Consider the following 18028-nt stretch of genomic DNA (forward strand, 5'->3'; position numbering starts at 1 on the left):
TGTAAACCTTATACTTTTACAAAAAACTGACATTTTTGAACATTTTTTGATCAATCAAAATTAATCTCTTTAGCAGAAAAAAATTAATAAAAACAATATTACTATTTGATAATAAAAGAAATAAATCGCGACCATCTTATTTAACGACTGATTCATATTGTCATATAAGGTAAATATATATTTGACTATTAGTATTAAATGATAATAATTATCAATTGTGTTTGTAAACCATTGACTAATTTTAATAGCTTTATCTTGTAAGGAAAATCATGCGACACTACTCAAAAACCCCTCTTTTCAAACGAAGCATATTAGCTTGTGCTGTTGTAACATTATTATCTCCTATTTCATTTGCCCAGGAAGAAAAAGTAAATAGTAATGAAACCATTGAAGAATTAGAAAACTTCTCACCAGAAACTTCTGCAATCGATTTATCCAAAGTTGTTGTGACAGCTGGTGGTTTTAGCCAAGAAGTTAAAAGCGCACCCGCTTCTATTTCTGTTGTCTCGAAAGCAGAGTTAGATAATGCACCTTTCCGTGATGTTACAGATGCATTGAAAGATGTGCCTGGCGTTGTCATCACAGGTGGTGGAGCAAGTCAAGATATCAGCATTCGTGGGATGGCACCACAATACACATTAATGATGGTGGATGGTAAGCGTCAAAACTCACGTCAAACACGTCCAAACAGTGATGGTTCAGGGATTGAGCAAGGCTGGATCCCGCCATTAGCAGCAATTGATCGTATTGAAGTTGTGCGCGGCCCTATGTCATCACGCTATGGTTCAGATGCAATGGGTGGTGTTATTAATATCATCACTAAAAAAGTGGCTGATAAATGGGGTGGTAATATTCGTACTGATTATACCGTTCAACATGATTCTGATGGTGGCAATAGCAGCAATACGGAATTCTACCTAAATGGCCCAATTATACAAGAAATGTTAGGGCTACAAGTATTTGGTAAATATTCTAACCGCCAAGAAGATAAAATCAGCAGCGGAAATCCTGAACAACGTATTGAAAATATCGGCGGAAAATTATCTTTTGTACCCGTTAAAGGCCAAACATTCGAATTAGAATATGGCTCTGGCTTCCAAAAAAGATTTTGGACAGCCGGTAAAACCTCAGATAAATCCTCTGATAATAAATACAAAAGAAATAATGGATCATTGCGCTATACAGGCGAATTTGATGGCGGAATTATCGCAGATTTACTTGTTTCTCATGAAAAAAATAATAACTATTCACGCAACATGATCGTTAAAAATACAGAAGTGAATGGTAATGTAATTATTCCAATTGGTACTCATACAATCACAGTGGGTGGGCAATATATTGATGAAAAACTCAATGACAATAACAACCAATTTGGTAGCCAAATCAATAAAATTGAACGTAAAAGCCATGCTATCTTTGTTGAAGATGAATGGTGGATTCTAGATAATGTTGCTATTACTGCAGGCCTACGTTACGACCATGATGAAAACTATGGTGCTCACTGGTCACCAAGACTCTATGGTGTTTGGAACATCGATGATACTTGGACAGTCAAAGGTGGTATTTCAACAGGTTATAGAACGCCATCTATTCGCCAAGCTGTTGCAGATTGGGGACATGGTACAGGTGGTGGTCGTACAAATGGTGTAATCTTAGGTAATCCTAACTTAAAACCTGAAAAATCCACTAACTATGAAATCAGTTTAAACTTTGCACCTGATGAAAATATAGATATCAACACAACGATTTTCTATACCAAATTCAAGGACAAATTACAAAACGTTGAAGTATGCCGCTCCCCTGATTATACAGGTAAATATAATTCTGCATTACATGACCAATGTACAACATCTAATGGTCAAAAATTCTATTTCATTCAAACAAATGAAAATATAGATTCTGCCAAATTACAGGGTGTTGAACTTGCTGCTCGTTGGAGACCAATTGAAGAGTTAACATTATCTACTAGTTATACTTACACAAAAACTGAACAAACTAGTGGTGCTAATAAAGGCGACCCATTAAATCGTATTCCTAAACATTTATTAAATGTTAATGCTGACTGGCAGTTTACACCTCAAGCAAACGTATGGGTTAAAGCAAGTTACCGTGGTAAAGAAACTCAATTATCTCGTGGTGGCGCAAAAGGTACTGAATATCCTAGTTACACAATGTTAGATATTGGCGGTTCATATAAATTCGATGACCGTACTAGCTTCTTTGCGGGTGTCTACAACCTTACAGATAAGAAAATTACTGATGAAAAATATGGTAAAAGCTTAGATGGTAGACGTTATTGGTTAGGCGTTAGCATCGACTTTTAAGCCCAATTGATCGTAATACATTTTAAAGAACCTTTTCTGAGTACACAAAGAAAAGGTTCTTTTTTATTGCCTTAAAATAAAGGTACAACCAATTGATATGAATAATTTTTAACCATACATAAAAATCATGTAAACCTAAAATCTATATTAAAATCATTTTAATAATTGATTTACAAGATATATTTAAAATATAAAATAATTCACCTTAATTATGCTTATATTTGTAACGCAAATGCATTTGACTATTTATACTATTTGATAATAATTATCATTCTCTTGTATTTAATTTTATTATCATCAGAGGTTTAAATGCCATATCAGACTATTCAAAATCACTTCAAGTACAGTTTAGTAGCATGTGCTCTTCTCTCCATTTTATCACCGATTACATTTGCAGAAGAAAAAACAAATAGTGATAACACCATTGAAGAATTAGAAAACTTCTCACCAGAAACTTCTGCAATTGACTTATCAAAAGTAGTTGTTACAGCAGGTGGTTTCAGTCAAGAAGTTAAAAGTGCCCCAGCATCTATCTCCGTCGTCACACAACAAGAAATGCAAGAAGCGCCTTTTAGAGATATTTCTGAAGCATTAAAAGATATCCCGGGCGTTAATGTTTCTGGCAGAGGTACAAGCGCTGATATTGCTATCAGAGGCATGGGACCACAATACACCCTTTTCATGGTAGATGGTAAACGTCAAAGCTCTCGTCAATCTCGCCCAAATGGTAGTGAAGGTTTTGAACAAGGTTGGATGCCACCATTATCAGCTATAGAACGCATTGAAGTTGTACGTGGCCCAATGTCATCACGTTATGGTTCAGATGCAATGGGTGGGGTAATTAACGTTATTACAAAGAAAGTTTCAGACAAATGGGGTGGCAGCCTACGCCTAGAAACCACGATAGAAGATGAGTCCCATACCGGCAATACTCAAACAACCGAATTTTATTTAAATGGTCCATTGATCAAAGAGATGCTTGGCTTACAAATATTTGGTAAATATTCTCACCAAGATGAGGGTAAATACACTTATAATTCTGCACAGAATGTTATAGGAGGCTCTTCAGAACGTCGCTTACATAACTTAGGTGGAAAATTAACATTTGTTCCCATCAAAGGTCATACTTTTGAAGTAGAAGCAGGAACAAGCACACAACGTGATGAAAAAACTGTCGGAAAAAGTATTGAGCCATCACCACGCGCAACAAATGCTGATGATACACATCGTAGAACAAATCAATCTTTGCGTTATTTAGGTGAATACGACAATGGTATTACTTCCGATCTTGTGATTACTAATGAAAAGACCGATAACAAATTTCGCAAAATTAACGTTAAAAATTTAGATGTCAATGGCAACGTAATTATCCCGATTGATACTCATACCATCACTGTTGGCGGACAATATCGACATGAAAAATTAGATGCAACTGATAATCGTGTTCATAATGGTCCCAATAAACTCACCCATAAAACATTTGCTTTCTTTTTAGAAGATGAATGGTGGATGTTAGATAACTTTGCAATTACAGGTGGACTGCGTTATGACCATGATGAGAAATATGGTAGTAATTTTACACCAAGAATTTATGGAGTTTGGAACATAGATGAAGCTTGGACATTAAAAGGCGGTGTTTCATCAGGTTATTCCGCACCAAGTTTACGTCAAACATCTGAAGTATGGGGACAGCAAACAGGTGGTCGTGCGAATCAAAATGATCCAAGAAAACGTGGTATGATTGTTGGCAATCCTGATTTAAAACCTGAAAAAACATTAAACTATGAAATTGGTTTAAACTTTTCACCTAATGAAACATTAGATACCACAGCAACAATTTTTTATACAACATTTAAAGATAAAATTCAGATTGTAGATGTCAAACCTCGTATTAAGGATCATGAGCCACCTTATGCAGGTCCTGACGGCTTAGGCTATGGATTTATCCAAGGCTATGAAAATGCTGATCGAGCAAAATCTAAAGGTTTAGAACTATCAGCTCGTTGGAAGCCTATTGAAGATATTACATTATCAGGTAACTATACATGGATTCGTACCGAGATTACTAAAGGTAAATATAAAGGTGCGGGCTTTACACAAACACCTAAACATATGCTCAATATACATGCGGACTGGCAATTTATGCCACAAGCCCATATTTGGACCAAGGTCAATTACCGAGGTAAAGAAATATCATTAAATAGAGATGGTGGTCCTGGTGATCGTTATCCTGGATATACAACTTTTGATCTAGGTGGATCTTATAAAATTGATAAACATACAAGTTTTTATGCAGGTATCTATAATATCGGCAATAAAAAAATCAAAAATACCGATTTAGATCATACAATTGATGGCCGTCGTTATTGGATTGGTGTTAATATTGATTTCTAATCAACCATAAAAAGCAAGGCGCTGCTATATGCAGCGCTTAAAAATAATCACACCATCATTGCATCCCTGCTTCACCCGTCCAGAAACCTGAACATTCATGCGATGCTAATGGTTGCATATGAGTATTTTCTGATAGCATTCGTGCACGGTATTGCTCAATTATCGTGAGAATATTTTCATCCCAGGGTGATAAACGGATCATATCTACCAATGTTGATAATGATGGATATTCATTCACTAAGTTATAACAAAGACCACTTTGCATCTGAATACCATTCATTGTAAAAATACGCTGATTATCTTGTGTCAATACGGCTTTCCCCGAAGGATCTTTAAGACAAGCGATTTCACAATCTGCTTTATCACGCCCAACATTTCGCGCCGTAAAACACCTTGCTGAATATGATAAAGGCAAATAACCATAAGCCAAGATTTCTTTTTCAAATTTCTGCCATATCCCCTGCACTTCACATGCTTTTTGAATATCATGTAGCCATGCTTGTGATAATTCCACAGGAAAACACCAACGTTGCATACCATTACGAAGCATCACTGCCAAAGCTTCTGCATTATAGATATTCAAAGCATGCCCAGCCACAAAAGGTAATTGATTTTCCACACATAAATTAATGGCAGAAAAATCATTAGCTTCAATAGTAAATTCACCATTATTCACAACTTTTTTAACATCCAATAATTTTGATGGACTATCCACTAATGCTAATGATGTTAAAACAACTTCTTTACCGTGATTTTGGAGCTCTTTGCCAATCTCTAACCAATCATTGAGTAATAACTCTTGGCGCTTTGCACAGACCATTTCGCCCAAATAAACAATATCCACATCACTTGTTTTAATTGCATCGTAAAAATTATATACTCGAGTTTTTTCCCAACAATAAAGAATTGGACTTAACGATAATTTCATATTGATTCCCCTCTACCTTATTGCCAATGGCGATTATAAGCACCCAATGTTGTTTGCTTACCTTCTGATATTTCATTCAAAGCTTGATCCCATTGTGCTTTCACTTGAAAATTATTCGGTGACTTTTGGTAATGATCTATCGCTTCTCGCCATGTTTTTGCAACTTTGGCAACATATGCAGGGCTTCTCTGTCGGCCTTCTATTTTAACTGATGCAATACCCATTTTGAAGAAATCAGGAATCAATGAAATTGTATTTAAACTTGTTGGTTCTTCCATCACATGATAAAGCGAATCTTCCACGTTAAAGCGTCCTTTGCATAATGTTGGATAACCTGCATGCTCAGATTCTGAAAAACGATCAATCAAAACATTATTTAACCGCGTTTCTTTACCACCATTTTCTATTTCACGCCATTCTACAAATTCAGCGGGTGAACAAGCTCCTGCTGTATTGGGTGATTTGCCAGTTGTGTAAGATGATAAGTAACAACGTCCTTCTGCCATGATACATAAACCACCAAACGCAAACACTTCCAGTGGCACAGGCGACTCCTGCGCTAGCTTTTTCACTTGATGAATAGGTAAAACTCTCGGGATCACAATCCGTTTAACATTAAATTCCCTTTGGTAAAATTTAATGGCTTCAATATTAGTAGCAGAAGCTTGCACAGATAAATGTACTTCCATTTCAGGATGTTTATTGGCAACATAATCTAAATTAGCGATATCTGCCAAAATCAGAGCATCGACGCCTTCACCGACAGAACGATCAATCGCAGATTTCCAGATATGAAAAGATGATGGATTGACGAATGTATTAATTGCAACATGTAATTTCTTATCAAATTTTTTGGTTGTTTTAACAGCTTCTTGCAGTCGCTTTTCTGTAAAATTTAACCCAGGAAAATGCCGAGCATTAGTCTCATCCTTCAAACCTATGTAAACTGCATCCGCACCATTTTCAAATGCAGTTTTTAAAGCTGGTAAATTCCCTGCAGGGCATAATAATTCCATAACGCCTCATTTATGATTAATATCAAAACGCTATTAAGATAGATTGTTTACAGTATGAGTGGTTTGATTGGAATCAATTTTGAGGATGTTATGCAAATACCCGCTCAAGTTTCAAAACATTTACCTAATATTTTACCTAAATTATGCAAATATCACTTAAAAATAATGCCAAATTATTTGAAAATTCAATGTATTAATCTTGTGATGAACCATTTCTTTAAAGAAGCCATAACTGATGGTGAGCTAGATTTTTTAGAAAATAAAACTTTTCAAATCAATGTGGATGATATTCATTATTCAACCACTATTACTTTAAAAAATCAAAAACTTATAGCTCTTAATCATCATGACACAGCTGATGTTATTTTAAAGTCCTCATTTAATCCTTTAATATTATTAATTTCTAGAAAAGAAGATCCTGACACATTATTTTTTAATCGAGCATTGGCCATCGAGGGCAATACAGCATTGGTATTGGAAATTAAGAATTGGTTAGATAGCTTGGATTTTGACCTATTACCAAAGCCCATGCAAAAAGCCTTAATAGATTACAGTAAAATGATATAAATAATATTTTCCATTAATATTTATGACATAAAAAATCCCGCACTGCGGGATTCTTATTTTATCGATCATCTGTATTAATTATAGTACCAATTCACCTGACCAAATTTTACCAATCACTTCTAATGTTTGGTTAACACCTTCGCGTGCTGGCTTGCGACGAACAGATGTATAAGCAATGATATGGCCATCTTCATAGTTTGGACTTGCTGTTGCATAAACCCAATAATAGCGACCATCTTTACGTAAGTTTTTAACAAAACCACGCCAAGGCTTACCTGATTGTACTGTATCCCACAAATCTTTAAAAATAACAGGTGGAACATCTGGATGACGCAAAATAGAATGAGGTGAACCTATCAACTCTTCTTCTGACCATGCAGACATATCTACGAATGCTCTATTAGCATGTGTAATAATGCCGCGTGTATCTGTTCTAGAAACTATCAAACGCCCATCAGGATAAGGTACTTCCTCATCCACAATATACAAACGACGTTGGAAGCCCTCATAGTATGTCAAAGTTTTCTCTTCATACTCTGTGACACCTTGGGGTAAATCAGACAATTCCATACTCGGTGGAATTTTGTAGTCTACATTGTTATCCATAGATGATTCCTTATATACACAAATTATTTAATTATATTATGACGTACATATCACAATCACAAACGTTAAAAGATATTTATTTTCTATATTTGATTCCTATCAATACTAAGCTCTATAAACCTTTCCTGTAATGATATGCTGAATCTTTGTTGCTTGAGGAATACCACCTAATTTTCCTGCTACAACACCAGCTATTTTAGAACCACAGAATTTTAAAGCATCCTCTTCTGATATTATAGCAGGTTCTCCCTGAATATTAGCACTTGTTGAGATTAAAGGTGCACCAAAGCCTTCACATAATGCTTTTGCAACAGGATGTGTCGTTAATCTAACAGCTAAATCAGGGGAATCGCCAGACAAAACATCAGGACATAACTCTGTTCTAGGTAACAGCCAAGTATGATGAAAACCAAAATCTAAAGTTTTCATCAAAGCTTTTTGGTCATCAGTTAATGGCAAGATCCAATCTTGCAATCTTTCTAAAGAATCCGCTAAAACGATTAACCCCTTACTTAACGGTCGCCCTTTAATTTTGCAAATAATTTTAGCTAATTCAACATTGCGCGCATCGGCACCAATACCATACACACCCTCGGTTGGATACAGAATCAACTCTTGATGAGCCAACGCTGCTATCCCCTCTTCTACAGTTAATAACTTATTCATGACCAACGATTAATTAATAAATAAAAGATTGCCTACATAATATAATGAAAAAGACAAAATAATTGAAACAGGCAAAGTTAATACCCATGCCATCAAAATACTACGCACAGTTGATCCTTGCAAACCTGATTTATTTGCCACCATAGTTCCTGCAACTGCACTCGATAAAATATGTGTTGTTGAAACTGGCAACCCTAAATAACTTGCAGAGGCAATAGAAACACCCGCAGTAATCTGAGCACTCATGCCTTGTGCATAAGTCATCTCTTTCTTACCAATCTTACCTCCGACTGTTTCCACAACACGTCTCCAACCGATCATCGTACCGCAACCTAATGCAAAGGCTACAGCAAAAATAACCCAAATAGGTGCATATTGTGTTGTCTTAGTTAAGTTTTTAGAAATACTCTTATACGTTTTGCGATCAGCATCTGATAATTCTTCTGCTTTTTCTAATCTTTTAGTGACATTCCCCAAGCATAAAACTTCGTTACGTACAGACCAACGCTGATCTGTTGTTAATTGCTCGTAGCTTGTAATCCCATCTAATAAGCCCACCAATTTCTGTGCATGCCCAACCATTTCTGAAGGCTCACAGCTAAAAAGTGTTTTTTCCATCTTCTCAGAGGCAGGAAATAATTTTTCCATCACATCTTTATTTTTATCATAAGAAGTAATGATCAATTCTGCTGCAATTTTAGTTTGCTGAATATCATAAACATCTGATTTCATATTCACAACAAATTGTGCTGGCACAATACTGAATAATACTAACATCACCAAACCAATACCTTTTTGTCCATCATTTTGACCATGTGCAAAACTCATCCCCATAGCAGAGCAGACTAGGCAGAAACGTGGCCAAAAAGGAGGGCGTTTTTTCTTTTCGATATTATGGCGAATATGCGGTGTTTTATGGATATTACTTTTTGGCTTCCATTTCAATAAAAGCAACAAGAATAAACCAGCAACACCTGCACCAATCAATGGTGAGAATAATAATGAGAAAAATACATCATAAGCTTTTGCCCAGTTAACACCCTCCACTAATGAGCCATGCTCAATCAATGCATTTGCTAAACCAACACCTAAAATTGATCCAATTAAAGTATGAGAACTTGAAGCAGGAATACCAAAATACCAAGTACCTAAATTCCAAATCAACGCAGCAACTAATAATGAAAAGATCATAATCAATCCCTTCGTTGAGTTTGCTGTTGCCAGTAATTCCATTGGCAATAGATTTACAATTGCATACGCAACCGCTAAACCACCCAATGCAACTCCTAAAAAGTTAAATATGCCAGATAAAAAAACCGCCATGCCAGGCTTCATTGATTTAGTAAAAATCACTGTTGCAACAGCATTGGCGGTATCATGGAATCCATTTACAAATTCAAAAGCTAGAACAAGCCCAACAGAACCAATCAAAATTAAAATGATGTGCCAATCAAGTCCAGAAAAAAATTCAGCCAACATAAAAAAAGCTCTTTCTAATGACGAAAGAGCCTATTGTAATACAAAATGCTAGCGATGTTTAGCGCATTGTTACCAATTCTTCTGCTGAAGTTGGATGTAACGCAACTGTATCATCAAAATCTTGCTTAGTTGCGCCCATGCGAACAGCAACAGCAAAGCCTTGTAACATTTCATCTACTTGTGGGCCAATCATATGCACACCTACAACTTTTTCATCATCCCCAGCAACAACTAATTTCATTGCTGTTTTAACAGGATGCGGTGTAAAACTAGAATACATCGAAGTAAATGATGTCGTATAGCATTTCACTTTCTCATATTTTGCTTCTGCTTCCACTTCTGTTAAACCAACAGTACCAATTGGTGGATGAGAAAATACGATGCTAGCAATATTTTCATAAGGTAAATAACGCCCTTCTTTCCCACCATATAAACGATCTGCTAAACGACGAGCAGCTGCAATTGCAACAGGCGTCAATGGAAATTCACCAATAATATCACCCAATGCAAAAACGCCTTTGACATTAGTTTCTTGATATTGATCAACAGGAATTACACCATCTGCTTCCACTTTAATGGAAGTATTTTCCAAACCAATATTATCTGTATTTAAATCACGACCAATCGCCCAGATTACCTGATCTACTTCTGTACGGCCATGATTAGATATAACCACCAAACCATTTTCAGTTTTTTCAATAGCTTCAATTGTGGAGTTAGTATGGAAAGAAAGATTTTTCTCTAACTCTAATTTTAATTCATCAGTCACAAAATGGTCAAATGTTCTCAATACATTTTCTTTACGGCAGAATAAATGTGATTCAGTGCCTAAACCTTGCATCAATTGTGCAATTTCTACAGCAATATAACCAGCGCCAATCACAGCAACGCTTTTGGGCTGCGTTTCTAATGCAAAAAATTCATCTGATGTAATGCCAAATTCAGCACCTTTCACATCTGTTGGAATCTTTGGACGACCACCAGTTGAGATCACAATGTGATTAGCTGTATAACGTTCTCCGTTCACTTCAATTGTATGATCATCAATAAACTTTGCAGCACCTTCTACATAATCAATCCCTAAAGATTCAATGTAACCACCGTACCAATTTGTAATGCCACCAATATAGCCATCACGCTTCTCTTTCAATGTCGTCCAAGAGAAATTTTTCAATTCAACATCAAAGCCATAACCTGATGCATTACGAATTGTATCCGCAACATGAGATGCATTCCACATGATTTTTTTCGGCACACAACCAACATTGACACATGTGCCGCCAACCATACCTTTTTCAATTACTAAACATTTAGCACCATAACTCACAGCACGCTCTACAACAGAAATTCCTCCTGAGCCTGCGCCAAGAGCAATTACATCATATTTCATTATTTATCCTTTTTCTCTGGGTAATATGTTTCAAATAATGGTACAACCTCAATCACACCAGATACGCTACGTGCACGATCTATCACTGGCTGCATTTCTGAAGGTTTTAATAACCCCATTAAATATACAATTCCACGTTCAGTAACAACTTTGACATGTCCTGCATAAAAATCTGGAGAAATAGTTAATAAAGCTATTTCACTTTTCACTTTTGTTGTCAGTAACGTATCTTGAGATCTTTCACCAAACGATGAAGCTGGAGCAATAACCAATTCGTTATAAACATTTGTTACGCCTGGGATTTTCTTAACTTCATCCTCTAAAGTTAATCCAATTTCTCTAGTATGTACTTCACCTGCTAATAATACCGCGTGATTATAGCTAACATTATTAATATGATTTTTAGAACCATAAGGTAAATCTCTAACAGCTTTCTTTACTTGTGATTCAATTTCTTGATCTTCAAGCATTACAGCGTTGGTTCGTCGATCAGACATAATCACACCTGTTGTACCGACTGCACCAAATACAGCTAAAGGCGCACAACCAGATAGGGGCAAAATAACTGCCCCCAATAAAATTGCTAAAATATTTCTAGTTATCATTGAATGACCCAATTTATTATTCGATCAAGAATTTTTTTAATTTCGTCATAGCTTGCGCTTCTATTTGACGAATACGTTCTGCTGAAACTCCATATTCAGCAGCCAATTCATGTAATGTTGGCTTTTTACTGTCATCGGTTTCCATCCAACGACGCTGAATAATATCGCGACTACGGTCATCTAAGTTAGCCATCGCATTAGCTAAAGCTTCTAAACTTTTCTGTTCTGTATCATCTTGTTCCACTTGCAATGATGGATCCATATTTTCATCTGCCAACCATTCCGATGGTGAATAGTGCTCATTATCTTCATCACTTGTGGATAAATCAAAAGAAACATCATTAGAAAATAAACGAGACTCCATTCTTTTAACCTCATCCACACTCACATTTAAATCTGCTGCGATATTTTCAGCTTCATTTTCATTGAGCCACCCTAAAGATTCTTTGGATGAACGTAAGTTAAAAAATAGTTTACGCTGTGCTTTAGTCGTTGCCACTTTAACAATTCGCCAGTTACGAATGACAAAGTCATGAATTTCTGACTTAATCCAATGAACTGCGAATGAAATTAAGCGAACATTATAACTTGGGTCAAAACGTTTCACTGCTTTCATCAAGCCGACATTACCTTCTTGTACAAGATCAACCAAAGGCAAACCATAACCTGTAAACCCTTTAGCGATATGAACAACGAATTTTAAATGTGCTAAAACTAGTAATTGTGCAGCTTGAATATCATTTTTTTCAATCAAACGCGTTGCAAGCTCTTTCTCTTCTTCTGCACTTAAAGTTGGGATATCTGCAATTGCAGAAGCATATGCACTGAAGTCATCACTGACAGCAGGCAATGAATTAGCTCTTAAAACTAAAGATTTATTCATTAAACCTCCCTTTAAATTTGACAGATTATTATATCATAAATACATCTTGACATAACCTTTTCTTGTCCACCATTATCTTTTTACAATTATTATCATAAGTATAGTCAATAATTACATTATTTGGTAACATCAAACCTTAAAAATACTACGCGCACTGCGTAAATTTTAGACAATCAAACAATGGTTTTGGAGGAATTTATGACCAACGATAAGGTTAAGAAAGAAGCAGAATTTAGAAAGGCAGCATTGAATTATCATCGCTTCCCGAAACCCGGCAAGGTTGAAGTCATCCCCAGTAAACCAGTTAGTGATCAACGAGATCTTGCATTAGCTTATTCACCTGGTGTTGCTTATCCTTGTGAGGAAATCAAAGCCAATCCACTTACAGCATTAGACTACACTGCAAAAGGCAATTTAGTCGCTGTTATCTCTAATGGCACCGCAGTATTAGGTTTAGGTAATATTGGTGCTTTAGCAGGTAAACCTGTAATGGAAGGTAAAGGTGTTTTATTTAAAAAATTTGCAGGTATTGATGTTTTTGACATTGAAGTAGATGAACAAGATCCTAAGCGTTTCATTGAAGCTGTTGCTGCCTTAGAGCCAACTTTTGGTGGGATTAATTTAGAAGATATTAAAGCACCAGAATGCTTTGAAATCGAAGCTGAATTAAAAAAACGCATGAAAATCCCTGTATTCCATGATGATCAGCATGGTACAGCGATCATTGTTGCTGCCGGTATTGTCAATGCATTGAAGCTTGTGAACAAATCCATCGAAGATGTTCGCCTAGTAACAAGTGGCGCAGGTGCTGCCGCACTAGCCTGTTTAAATATGCTAGTTACAATGGGATTAAAGAAAGAAAATATATTAGTTTCAGACATTGATGGCATCATCAACACTCGTCGCCCAGAAGAAACTCTGAATAAATATAATAAAGAATACCAACGTGACACACCGCATAATACATTGGCTGAAGCAATTGTTGGTGCCGATATTTTCTTAGGCTTGTCTGCACCGCGTCTTTTGAATCAAGATATGATCAAATCAATGGCAGAGAATCCAATTATCTTTGCATTGGCAAACCCTGAACCAGAAACTCGCCCTGAAATCGTTCATGAAATGCGTTCAGATGCGATTGTTGCAACGGGTCGATCAGATTATCCTAACCAAATCAATAATGTATTATGTTTCCCATTCTTATTCCGTGGTGCATTAGATTGTGGTGCAACCGAAATTAACGAAGAAATGAAAGTTGCCTGTGTGAATGCAATTGCAAAATTAGCTCAACAAAGTGCAAGCATTAACGTTGGTAGCCGTAAGAGCCAAACAGCTCGCTTTGGCCGTGATAGTATTATTCCTAAACCATTTGACTCACGATTAATCATTGAGTTACCAATTGCTGTTGCAAAAGCTGCAATGGAAACTGGTGTAGCAACTCGCCCGATTGAAGATTTAGCCGCGTATCGTGAAGAGTTAACAGCCTTAGTTTATCGCTCATCCATGATCATGAAGCCTTTATTTGATGAAGCAAAACACAACTATCGCACAATTGCATATGTTGAAGGTGAAGATGAGCGTGTATTACGTGCAGCAGAAATCATTCATAACGAACAAATTGCAAACCCTGTATTAATTGGTCGCGCTGATGTGATTCAAGCTAAACTAGCCGAATTATCCATCAGCTTACCGACCAAAGTATTGCAATCAGAAGAAGAAATTTCCCGCACTGAACGTGAATTTGTCCAAATTATTGATTACCGTACGCCCCCACATTTAGATGCTTGCCATAAAGCTTACTATGCAAAAATGTGCCGTAAAGGTTTAACTACAGACTGGGCATATCATCGCTTACAAATGCGTCCAAATGTTTTAGCAGGTATGCTTTTAGATCAGGGCTTTATTGATGGCATCGTAGCTGGCACATTAGGGCAATATAAAAACCACCTAGAACACATCACAGATACAGTAGGTTTAAAAGATACACATACAAAGCCTTCTGCTGTTAGTATTTTATTGGCACAAGATGGTCCATTATTTTTCACAGATACCCATGTGAATGAAAACCCAAGTGCTGAACATTTAGCTGAAATCACTTTAGCTGGCGCTAAAATAGTAGAACGCTTTGGATTAAAACCTAATGTTGCATTAGTTTCTCACTCAAACTTTGGTTCATTTGATACCGAATACTCACTTAAAATGAGAAAAACATTGGATGTTTTAAAAGAAAAAGCACCTACATTATCTGTTGAAGGTGAAATGCAGCCTGAATTAGCACTATTTAAACAATATCGTGATGAATATTTACCAACCAATAAATTATCAGACAATGCAAATTTATTAGTATTTAGTAATATTGATTCTGCAAACGTTTCTTACAACCTTGCAAAATCAATCACTGGTAGCGTTGTAGTTGCACCAATCTTAACGGGCTTTGCAAAACCAGTTCAGATTTTGACAAATATCGCTACTGTCCGTCGTGTTGTTAACATTACTGCTATTTGTGCAACTGAATAATATCTAGCAATAATCCACATGTTCGCAAAATTCTCCTTTACAATATAATGTAAAGTAGTTATTTTGCGAACTTGTCTTATATTTAGGATTGATAATAAATATACAATGAACTCTATGCGTACAACCCTATTGATTCCATGTGTTTTGATCATCACCGCCTGTTCTAGTTACGGAACTTATACTGTGCGACCAGGTGACTCATTAAGCAATATCGCAAGTAGACACAATATCTCGGTCGCCGAATTGAGTCGCATTAATAATATTTCTAATCCTAATCATATTCGTGCAGGACAAACACTTAAAATTCGTGGCGGTGCCAAAGTTAAAGATAGCCGTAGCAATCAGAATCAATATGCATCTAATCGTAATTATAAAGTACCACCTGCTAATAAAAATACAGATCATAGCGTTCAAGCTTCATCAACTTATACAAACCAACCTATTCCCAAAATGGGCGGTTGGCATAAACCAACACAAGGCCAAGTTATACGATCATTTAACCCCAACTTGCCTGGTCATAAAGGTATTCAGATCGCAGGTAATTTCAATCAACCTGTTAATAGTGCTAATAATGGCGTAGTTGTCTATGCAGGGCAAGGCAGCGGTGGATTTGGCCAGTTAGTAATGGTGAAGCATGCTAATAATGTCTATACAGCCTATGGATATTTATCATCTGTCACTGTTAGAGAAGGACAGAAAGTTTCCAGTAGCCAACAGATTGGGACAATGGGTACAAGCCCAGAAGGCAAAAATATTCTTCACTTTGAAGTACGTGTCAATGGAAATCCCATCAATCCAACACGTTATGTTAATTTCTAAAATGATTCAAAAAGCTCAAGGGATAATACTAATCCTTTGAGCATATCGCCACCTGACCTCGAACCAATGCTAAACACATCTTGTATTGCTAATATTAGGCTATTGTGATCATGATTTGCAATCACCTGACCTAACAGTAATAACCATTCATTAAATCGTCCGTTTGAAGCATGTTTAAGCATCGCATAGCTAATTTCATTTGTCCGCTCTGGACTCATATCTATTGCTTTTTTTAATGCATCTAATAAATCTATATTTCTCGGCATTTGCATAAAACAGCCTAACAAAAAACCAACTAAACGATCATCTCCTGATGGTGTTAACCCTAAGCCTAATCCAATATTACTACGTGCACACTCCATTACTTCATCATAATTGTGATCCTTAATTGCATGATATAACGCCTGATGATTATCATCTAATTTACGATACACTTGCTTTTCTATAGCTTGCAAATCATCATTATGTAGGCTTAAAAATTGATGTATCTCAATAATCGCACTATGATTCATTTGTAATAATTTTGGTAAATCGCACTGCCACAATGCAGTTATTTGTCTGCATCGTACTTCAATATCAGCATCAAGTATTGATAAGCTTTGTGAAGATGTCTTTAATAAAAGAGCATCATTGAGCCCCCATGTATCAAAACTATCAACATTAAGCACCAAAGTATTGGGACCATTAGGTAAATTTTTAGATAAAAAAGTGATCATTTGCCCATCATCATTCATCCAATTGATAGCATGGCTAAATCGACTGTGTAATCGAAAAGAAAATGTTTCACAATTTTGCCATTGATCCATTAAATCTGCATCAATAGATGATATGGTACAAATCATATTTTAGAGCCTTAAAGTTGATGATATAAATATATATCCATTATCTGATAATCAATTTAGGCAATCAACGCTATAATGTTGGACAATGGTACATTATTAACAAAGGAGTTTGAATGAAAACAACAGCACGCAATCAATTCAAAGGAACAATTGAAGCCATACAATCAGCTGGCTCAGGCAATGATGAAATCATCATTGATATTGGTTCTGGTTTAGAAATTGTTGCTGGCATTACGCAAGGTAACACCCGTCGCCTTGATTTATCAGTTGGCCAAGAAGTCATTGCTATGATCAAAGCAACTTGGATTATTTTGGCTGTTGATTCTGATGAATATGAATTCTCAACACGCAATCAATTTTTTACAACAATCACAGCCATCAAAACAGGAACTGCCGATAGCGAAGTATTCCTAAAAACTGAAGAAGGTGTAGAGTTGGTTGCAATTGTCACAAATGTTGGTGTTGAAAAAATGGCATTAACTGTTGGCAAATCTGTGACAGCGCTTTTTAAAGCACCCCACGTCATTTTAGCCATTAAAAAAGTTTAATCATTTATAGCGAAAGTAACAGCTAATATATTAACTCTTCCTAAAATTTAGGAAGAGTTTTAACTCATTACACCATCAAATTATCTAGCAATCTCGTTTTGCCCATTTTAGCTGCTGCTAAAATAATCAACTGCCCATTATTATGATCTGCAACCGCTAAGGATGTTTGATCTCGAATTGAAATATAATCCACAACCCAACCATTATTATTCAATGATTGAATAGCTTGCGCCTCAATGAGGCGAAAATCTAAATTACTATCTAAAATCGTGTGTTTCATTTGAGTGAGGCATTGTGACAATTCAATTGCACGCTCCTTCTCTTCACTTGATAAATAACCATTACGACTTGATAGCGCTAATCCTGAGTTATCTCTACAAATAGGGACTGCAACAATCTTAATTGGCATGTTCAACTCTTCAACCATTTCTCGGATAAGATATAACT

At 36.1% G+C, this 18028-nt stretch carries 16 protein-coding genes; 6 read left to right on the forward strand and 10 right to left on the reverse strand.

What is annotated here, in order from left to right; genetic code table 11:
- Nucleotides 1–269: 269 nt before the first annotated feature.
- Both BZK14_RS09085 and BZK14_RS09090 read left to right on the forward strand, forming a co-directional pair.
- Complete coding sequence (locus BZK14_RS09085) at nucleotides 270–2324, forward strand: TonB-dependent receptor domain-containing protein (RefSeq protein ID WP_077926190.1); 2055 nt, start codon at nucleotides 270–272, stop codon at nucleotides 2322–2324.
- Nucleotides 2325–2633: 309 nt separating this feature from the next.
- Nucleotides 2634–4718, forward strand: a complete 2085-nt coding sequence (locus tag BZK14_RS09090; protein WP_077926191.1) for a TonB-dependent receptor domain-containing protein — start codon at nucleotides 2634–2636, stop codon at nucleotides 4716–4718.
- Nucleotides 4719–4773: 55 nt separating this feature from the next.
- Here the strand turns inward: BZK14_RS09090 and BZK14_RS09095 are convergent, their stop codons facing one another.
- Together BZK14_RS09095 and ubiU are read right to left on the reverse strand one after the other, a co-directional pair.
- Entirely contained in the window at nucleotides 4774–5646 is an 873-nt protein-coding gene (locus tag BZK14_RS09095) for a U32 family peptidase (RefSeq protein ID WP_077926192.1), read from the reverse strand.
- Nucleotides 5647–5663: 17 nt separating this feature from the next.
- Nucleotides 5664–6662: a ubiquinone anaerobic biosynthesis protein UbiU gene (gene ubiU / locus BZK14_RS09100; protein WP_077926193.1), complete on the reverse strand. Its 999-nt coding sequence runs from the start codon at nucleotides 6660–6662 to the stop codon at nucleotides 5664–5666.
- A 54-nt stretch (nucleotides 6663–6716) separates the two neighbouring features.
- On the opposite strand from ubiU, the gene ubiT reads away from it, so the two are divergent.
- The gene (ubiT, locus tag BZK14_RS09105) at nucleotides 6717–7229 is read left to right on the forward strand and encodes a ubiquinone anaerobic biosynthesis accessory factor UbiT (RefSeq protein ID WP_077926194.1); all 513 of its coding nucleotides are present in this window, start codon (nucleotides 6717–6719) and stop codon (nucleotides 7227–7229) included.
- Nucleotides 7230–7307: 78 nt separating this feature from the next.
- On the opposite strand, the gene BZK14_RS09110 is transcribed toward ubiT, so the two are convergent.
- The 6 genes from BZK14_RS09110 to rpoH form a co-directional block, all read right to left on the reverse strand.
- Nucleotides 7308–7835 (reverse strand): PAS domain-containing protein, encoded by a 528-nt coding sequence (locus BZK14_RS09110; RefSeq protein ID WP_077926195.1) that lies wholly within the window; start codon nucleotides 7833–7835, stop codon nucleotides 7308–7310.
- Nucleotides 7836–7940: 105 nt separating this feature from the next.
- Nucleotides 7941–8501, reverse strand: a complete 561-nt coding sequence (locus BZK14_RS09115; protein WP_077926196.1) for an L-threonylcarbamoyladenylate synthase — start codon at nucleotides 8499–8501, stop codon at nucleotides 7941–7943.
- Nucleotides 8502–8510: 9 nt separating this feature from the next.
- On the reverse strand, nucleotides 8511–9977 hold the full coding sequence (locus BZK14_RS09120; RefSeq protein WP_171973685.1) for an inorganic phosphate transporter: 1467 nt from the start codon (nucleotides 9975–9977) through the stop codon (nucleotides 8511–8513).
- 61 nt (nucleotides 9978–10038) lie between these two features.
- Nucleotides 10039–11370 carry a glutathione-disulfide reductase gene (gene gorA, locus BZK14_RS09125; RefSeq protein WP_077926198.1) on the reverse strand — a complete coding sequence of 444 codons (1332 nt, stop codon included), beginning with the start codon at nucleotides 11368–11370 and terminating at the stop codon, nucleotides 10039–10041.
- On the reverse strand, nucleotides 11370–11975 hold the full coding sequence (locus BZK14_RS09130; RefSeq protein ID WP_077926199.1) for a BON domain-containing protein: 606 nt from the start codon (nucleotides 11973–11975) through the stop codon (nucleotides 11370–11372). Before BZK14_RS09130 ends, gorA begins: the two co-directional genes overlap by 1 nt.
- A 16-nt stretch (nucleotides 11976–11991) precedes the next feature.
- Nucleotides 11992–12858: an RNA polymerase sigma factor RpoH gene (rpoH, locus tag BZK14_RS09135; RefSeq protein ID WP_077926200.1), complete on the reverse strand. Its 867-nt coding sequence runs from the start codon at nucleotides 12856–12858 to the stop codon at nucleotides 11992–11994.
- Nucleotides 12859–13056: 198 nt separating this feature from the next.
- Here rpoH and BZK14_RS09140 point away from each other — a divergent pair, with 198 nt between their 5' ends.
- Together BZK14_RS09140 and BZK14_RS09145 are read left to right on the forward strand one after the other, a co-directional pair.
- Entirely contained in the window at nucleotides 13057–15372 is a 2316-nt protein-coding gene (locus tag BZK14_RS09140) for an NADP-dependent malic enzyme (RefSeq protein WP_077926201.1), read from the forward strand.
- 114 nt (nucleotides 15373–15486) lie between these two features.
- Nucleotides 15487–16191 carry a M23 family metallopeptidase gene (locus BZK14_RS09145; RefSeq protein WP_077926202.1) on the forward strand — a complete coding sequence of 235 codons (705 nt, stop codon included), beginning with the start codon at nucleotides 15487–15489 and terminating at the stop codon, nucleotides 16189–16191.
- Here BZK14_RS09145 and BZK14_RS09150 read toward each other — a convergent pair.
- Nucleotides 16188–17033 (reverse strand): oxamate carbamoyltransferase subunit AllH family protein, encoded by an 846-nt coding sequence (locus tag BZK14_RS09150; RefSeq protein WP_077926203.1) that lies wholly within the window; start codon nucleotides 17031–17033, stop codon nucleotides 16188–16190. The genes BZK14_RS09145 and BZK14_RS09150 overlap by 4 nt on opposite strands.
- A gap of 113 nt (nucleotides 17034–17146) precedes the next feature.
- Between BZK14_RS09150 and BZK14_RS09155 the strand changes: the two genes are divergently transcribed.
- A complete protein-coding gene (locus tag BZK14_RS09155; protein ID WP_077926204.1) occupies nucleotides 17147–17581 on the forward strand; it encodes a TOBE domain-containing protein in 435 nt (144 codons plus the stop codon).
- A 67-nt stretch (nucleotides 17582–17648) separates the two neighbouring features.
- On the opposite strand, the gene BZK14_RS09160 is transcribed toward BZK14_RS09155, so the two are convergent.
- Nucleotides 17649–18028 (reverse strand): pantoate--beta-alanine ligase (locus BZK14_RS09160; protein WP_171973683.1); only part of this gene is annotated, 380 nt, incomplete at its 5' end.

It is taken from the genome of Wohlfahrtiimonas larvae, from assembly GCF_002006755.1.
Classification (GTDB): Bacteria; Pseudomonadota; Gammaproteobacteria; order Cardiobacteriales; family Wohlfahrtiimonadaceae; genus Wohlfahrtiimonas; species Wohlfahrtiimonas larvae.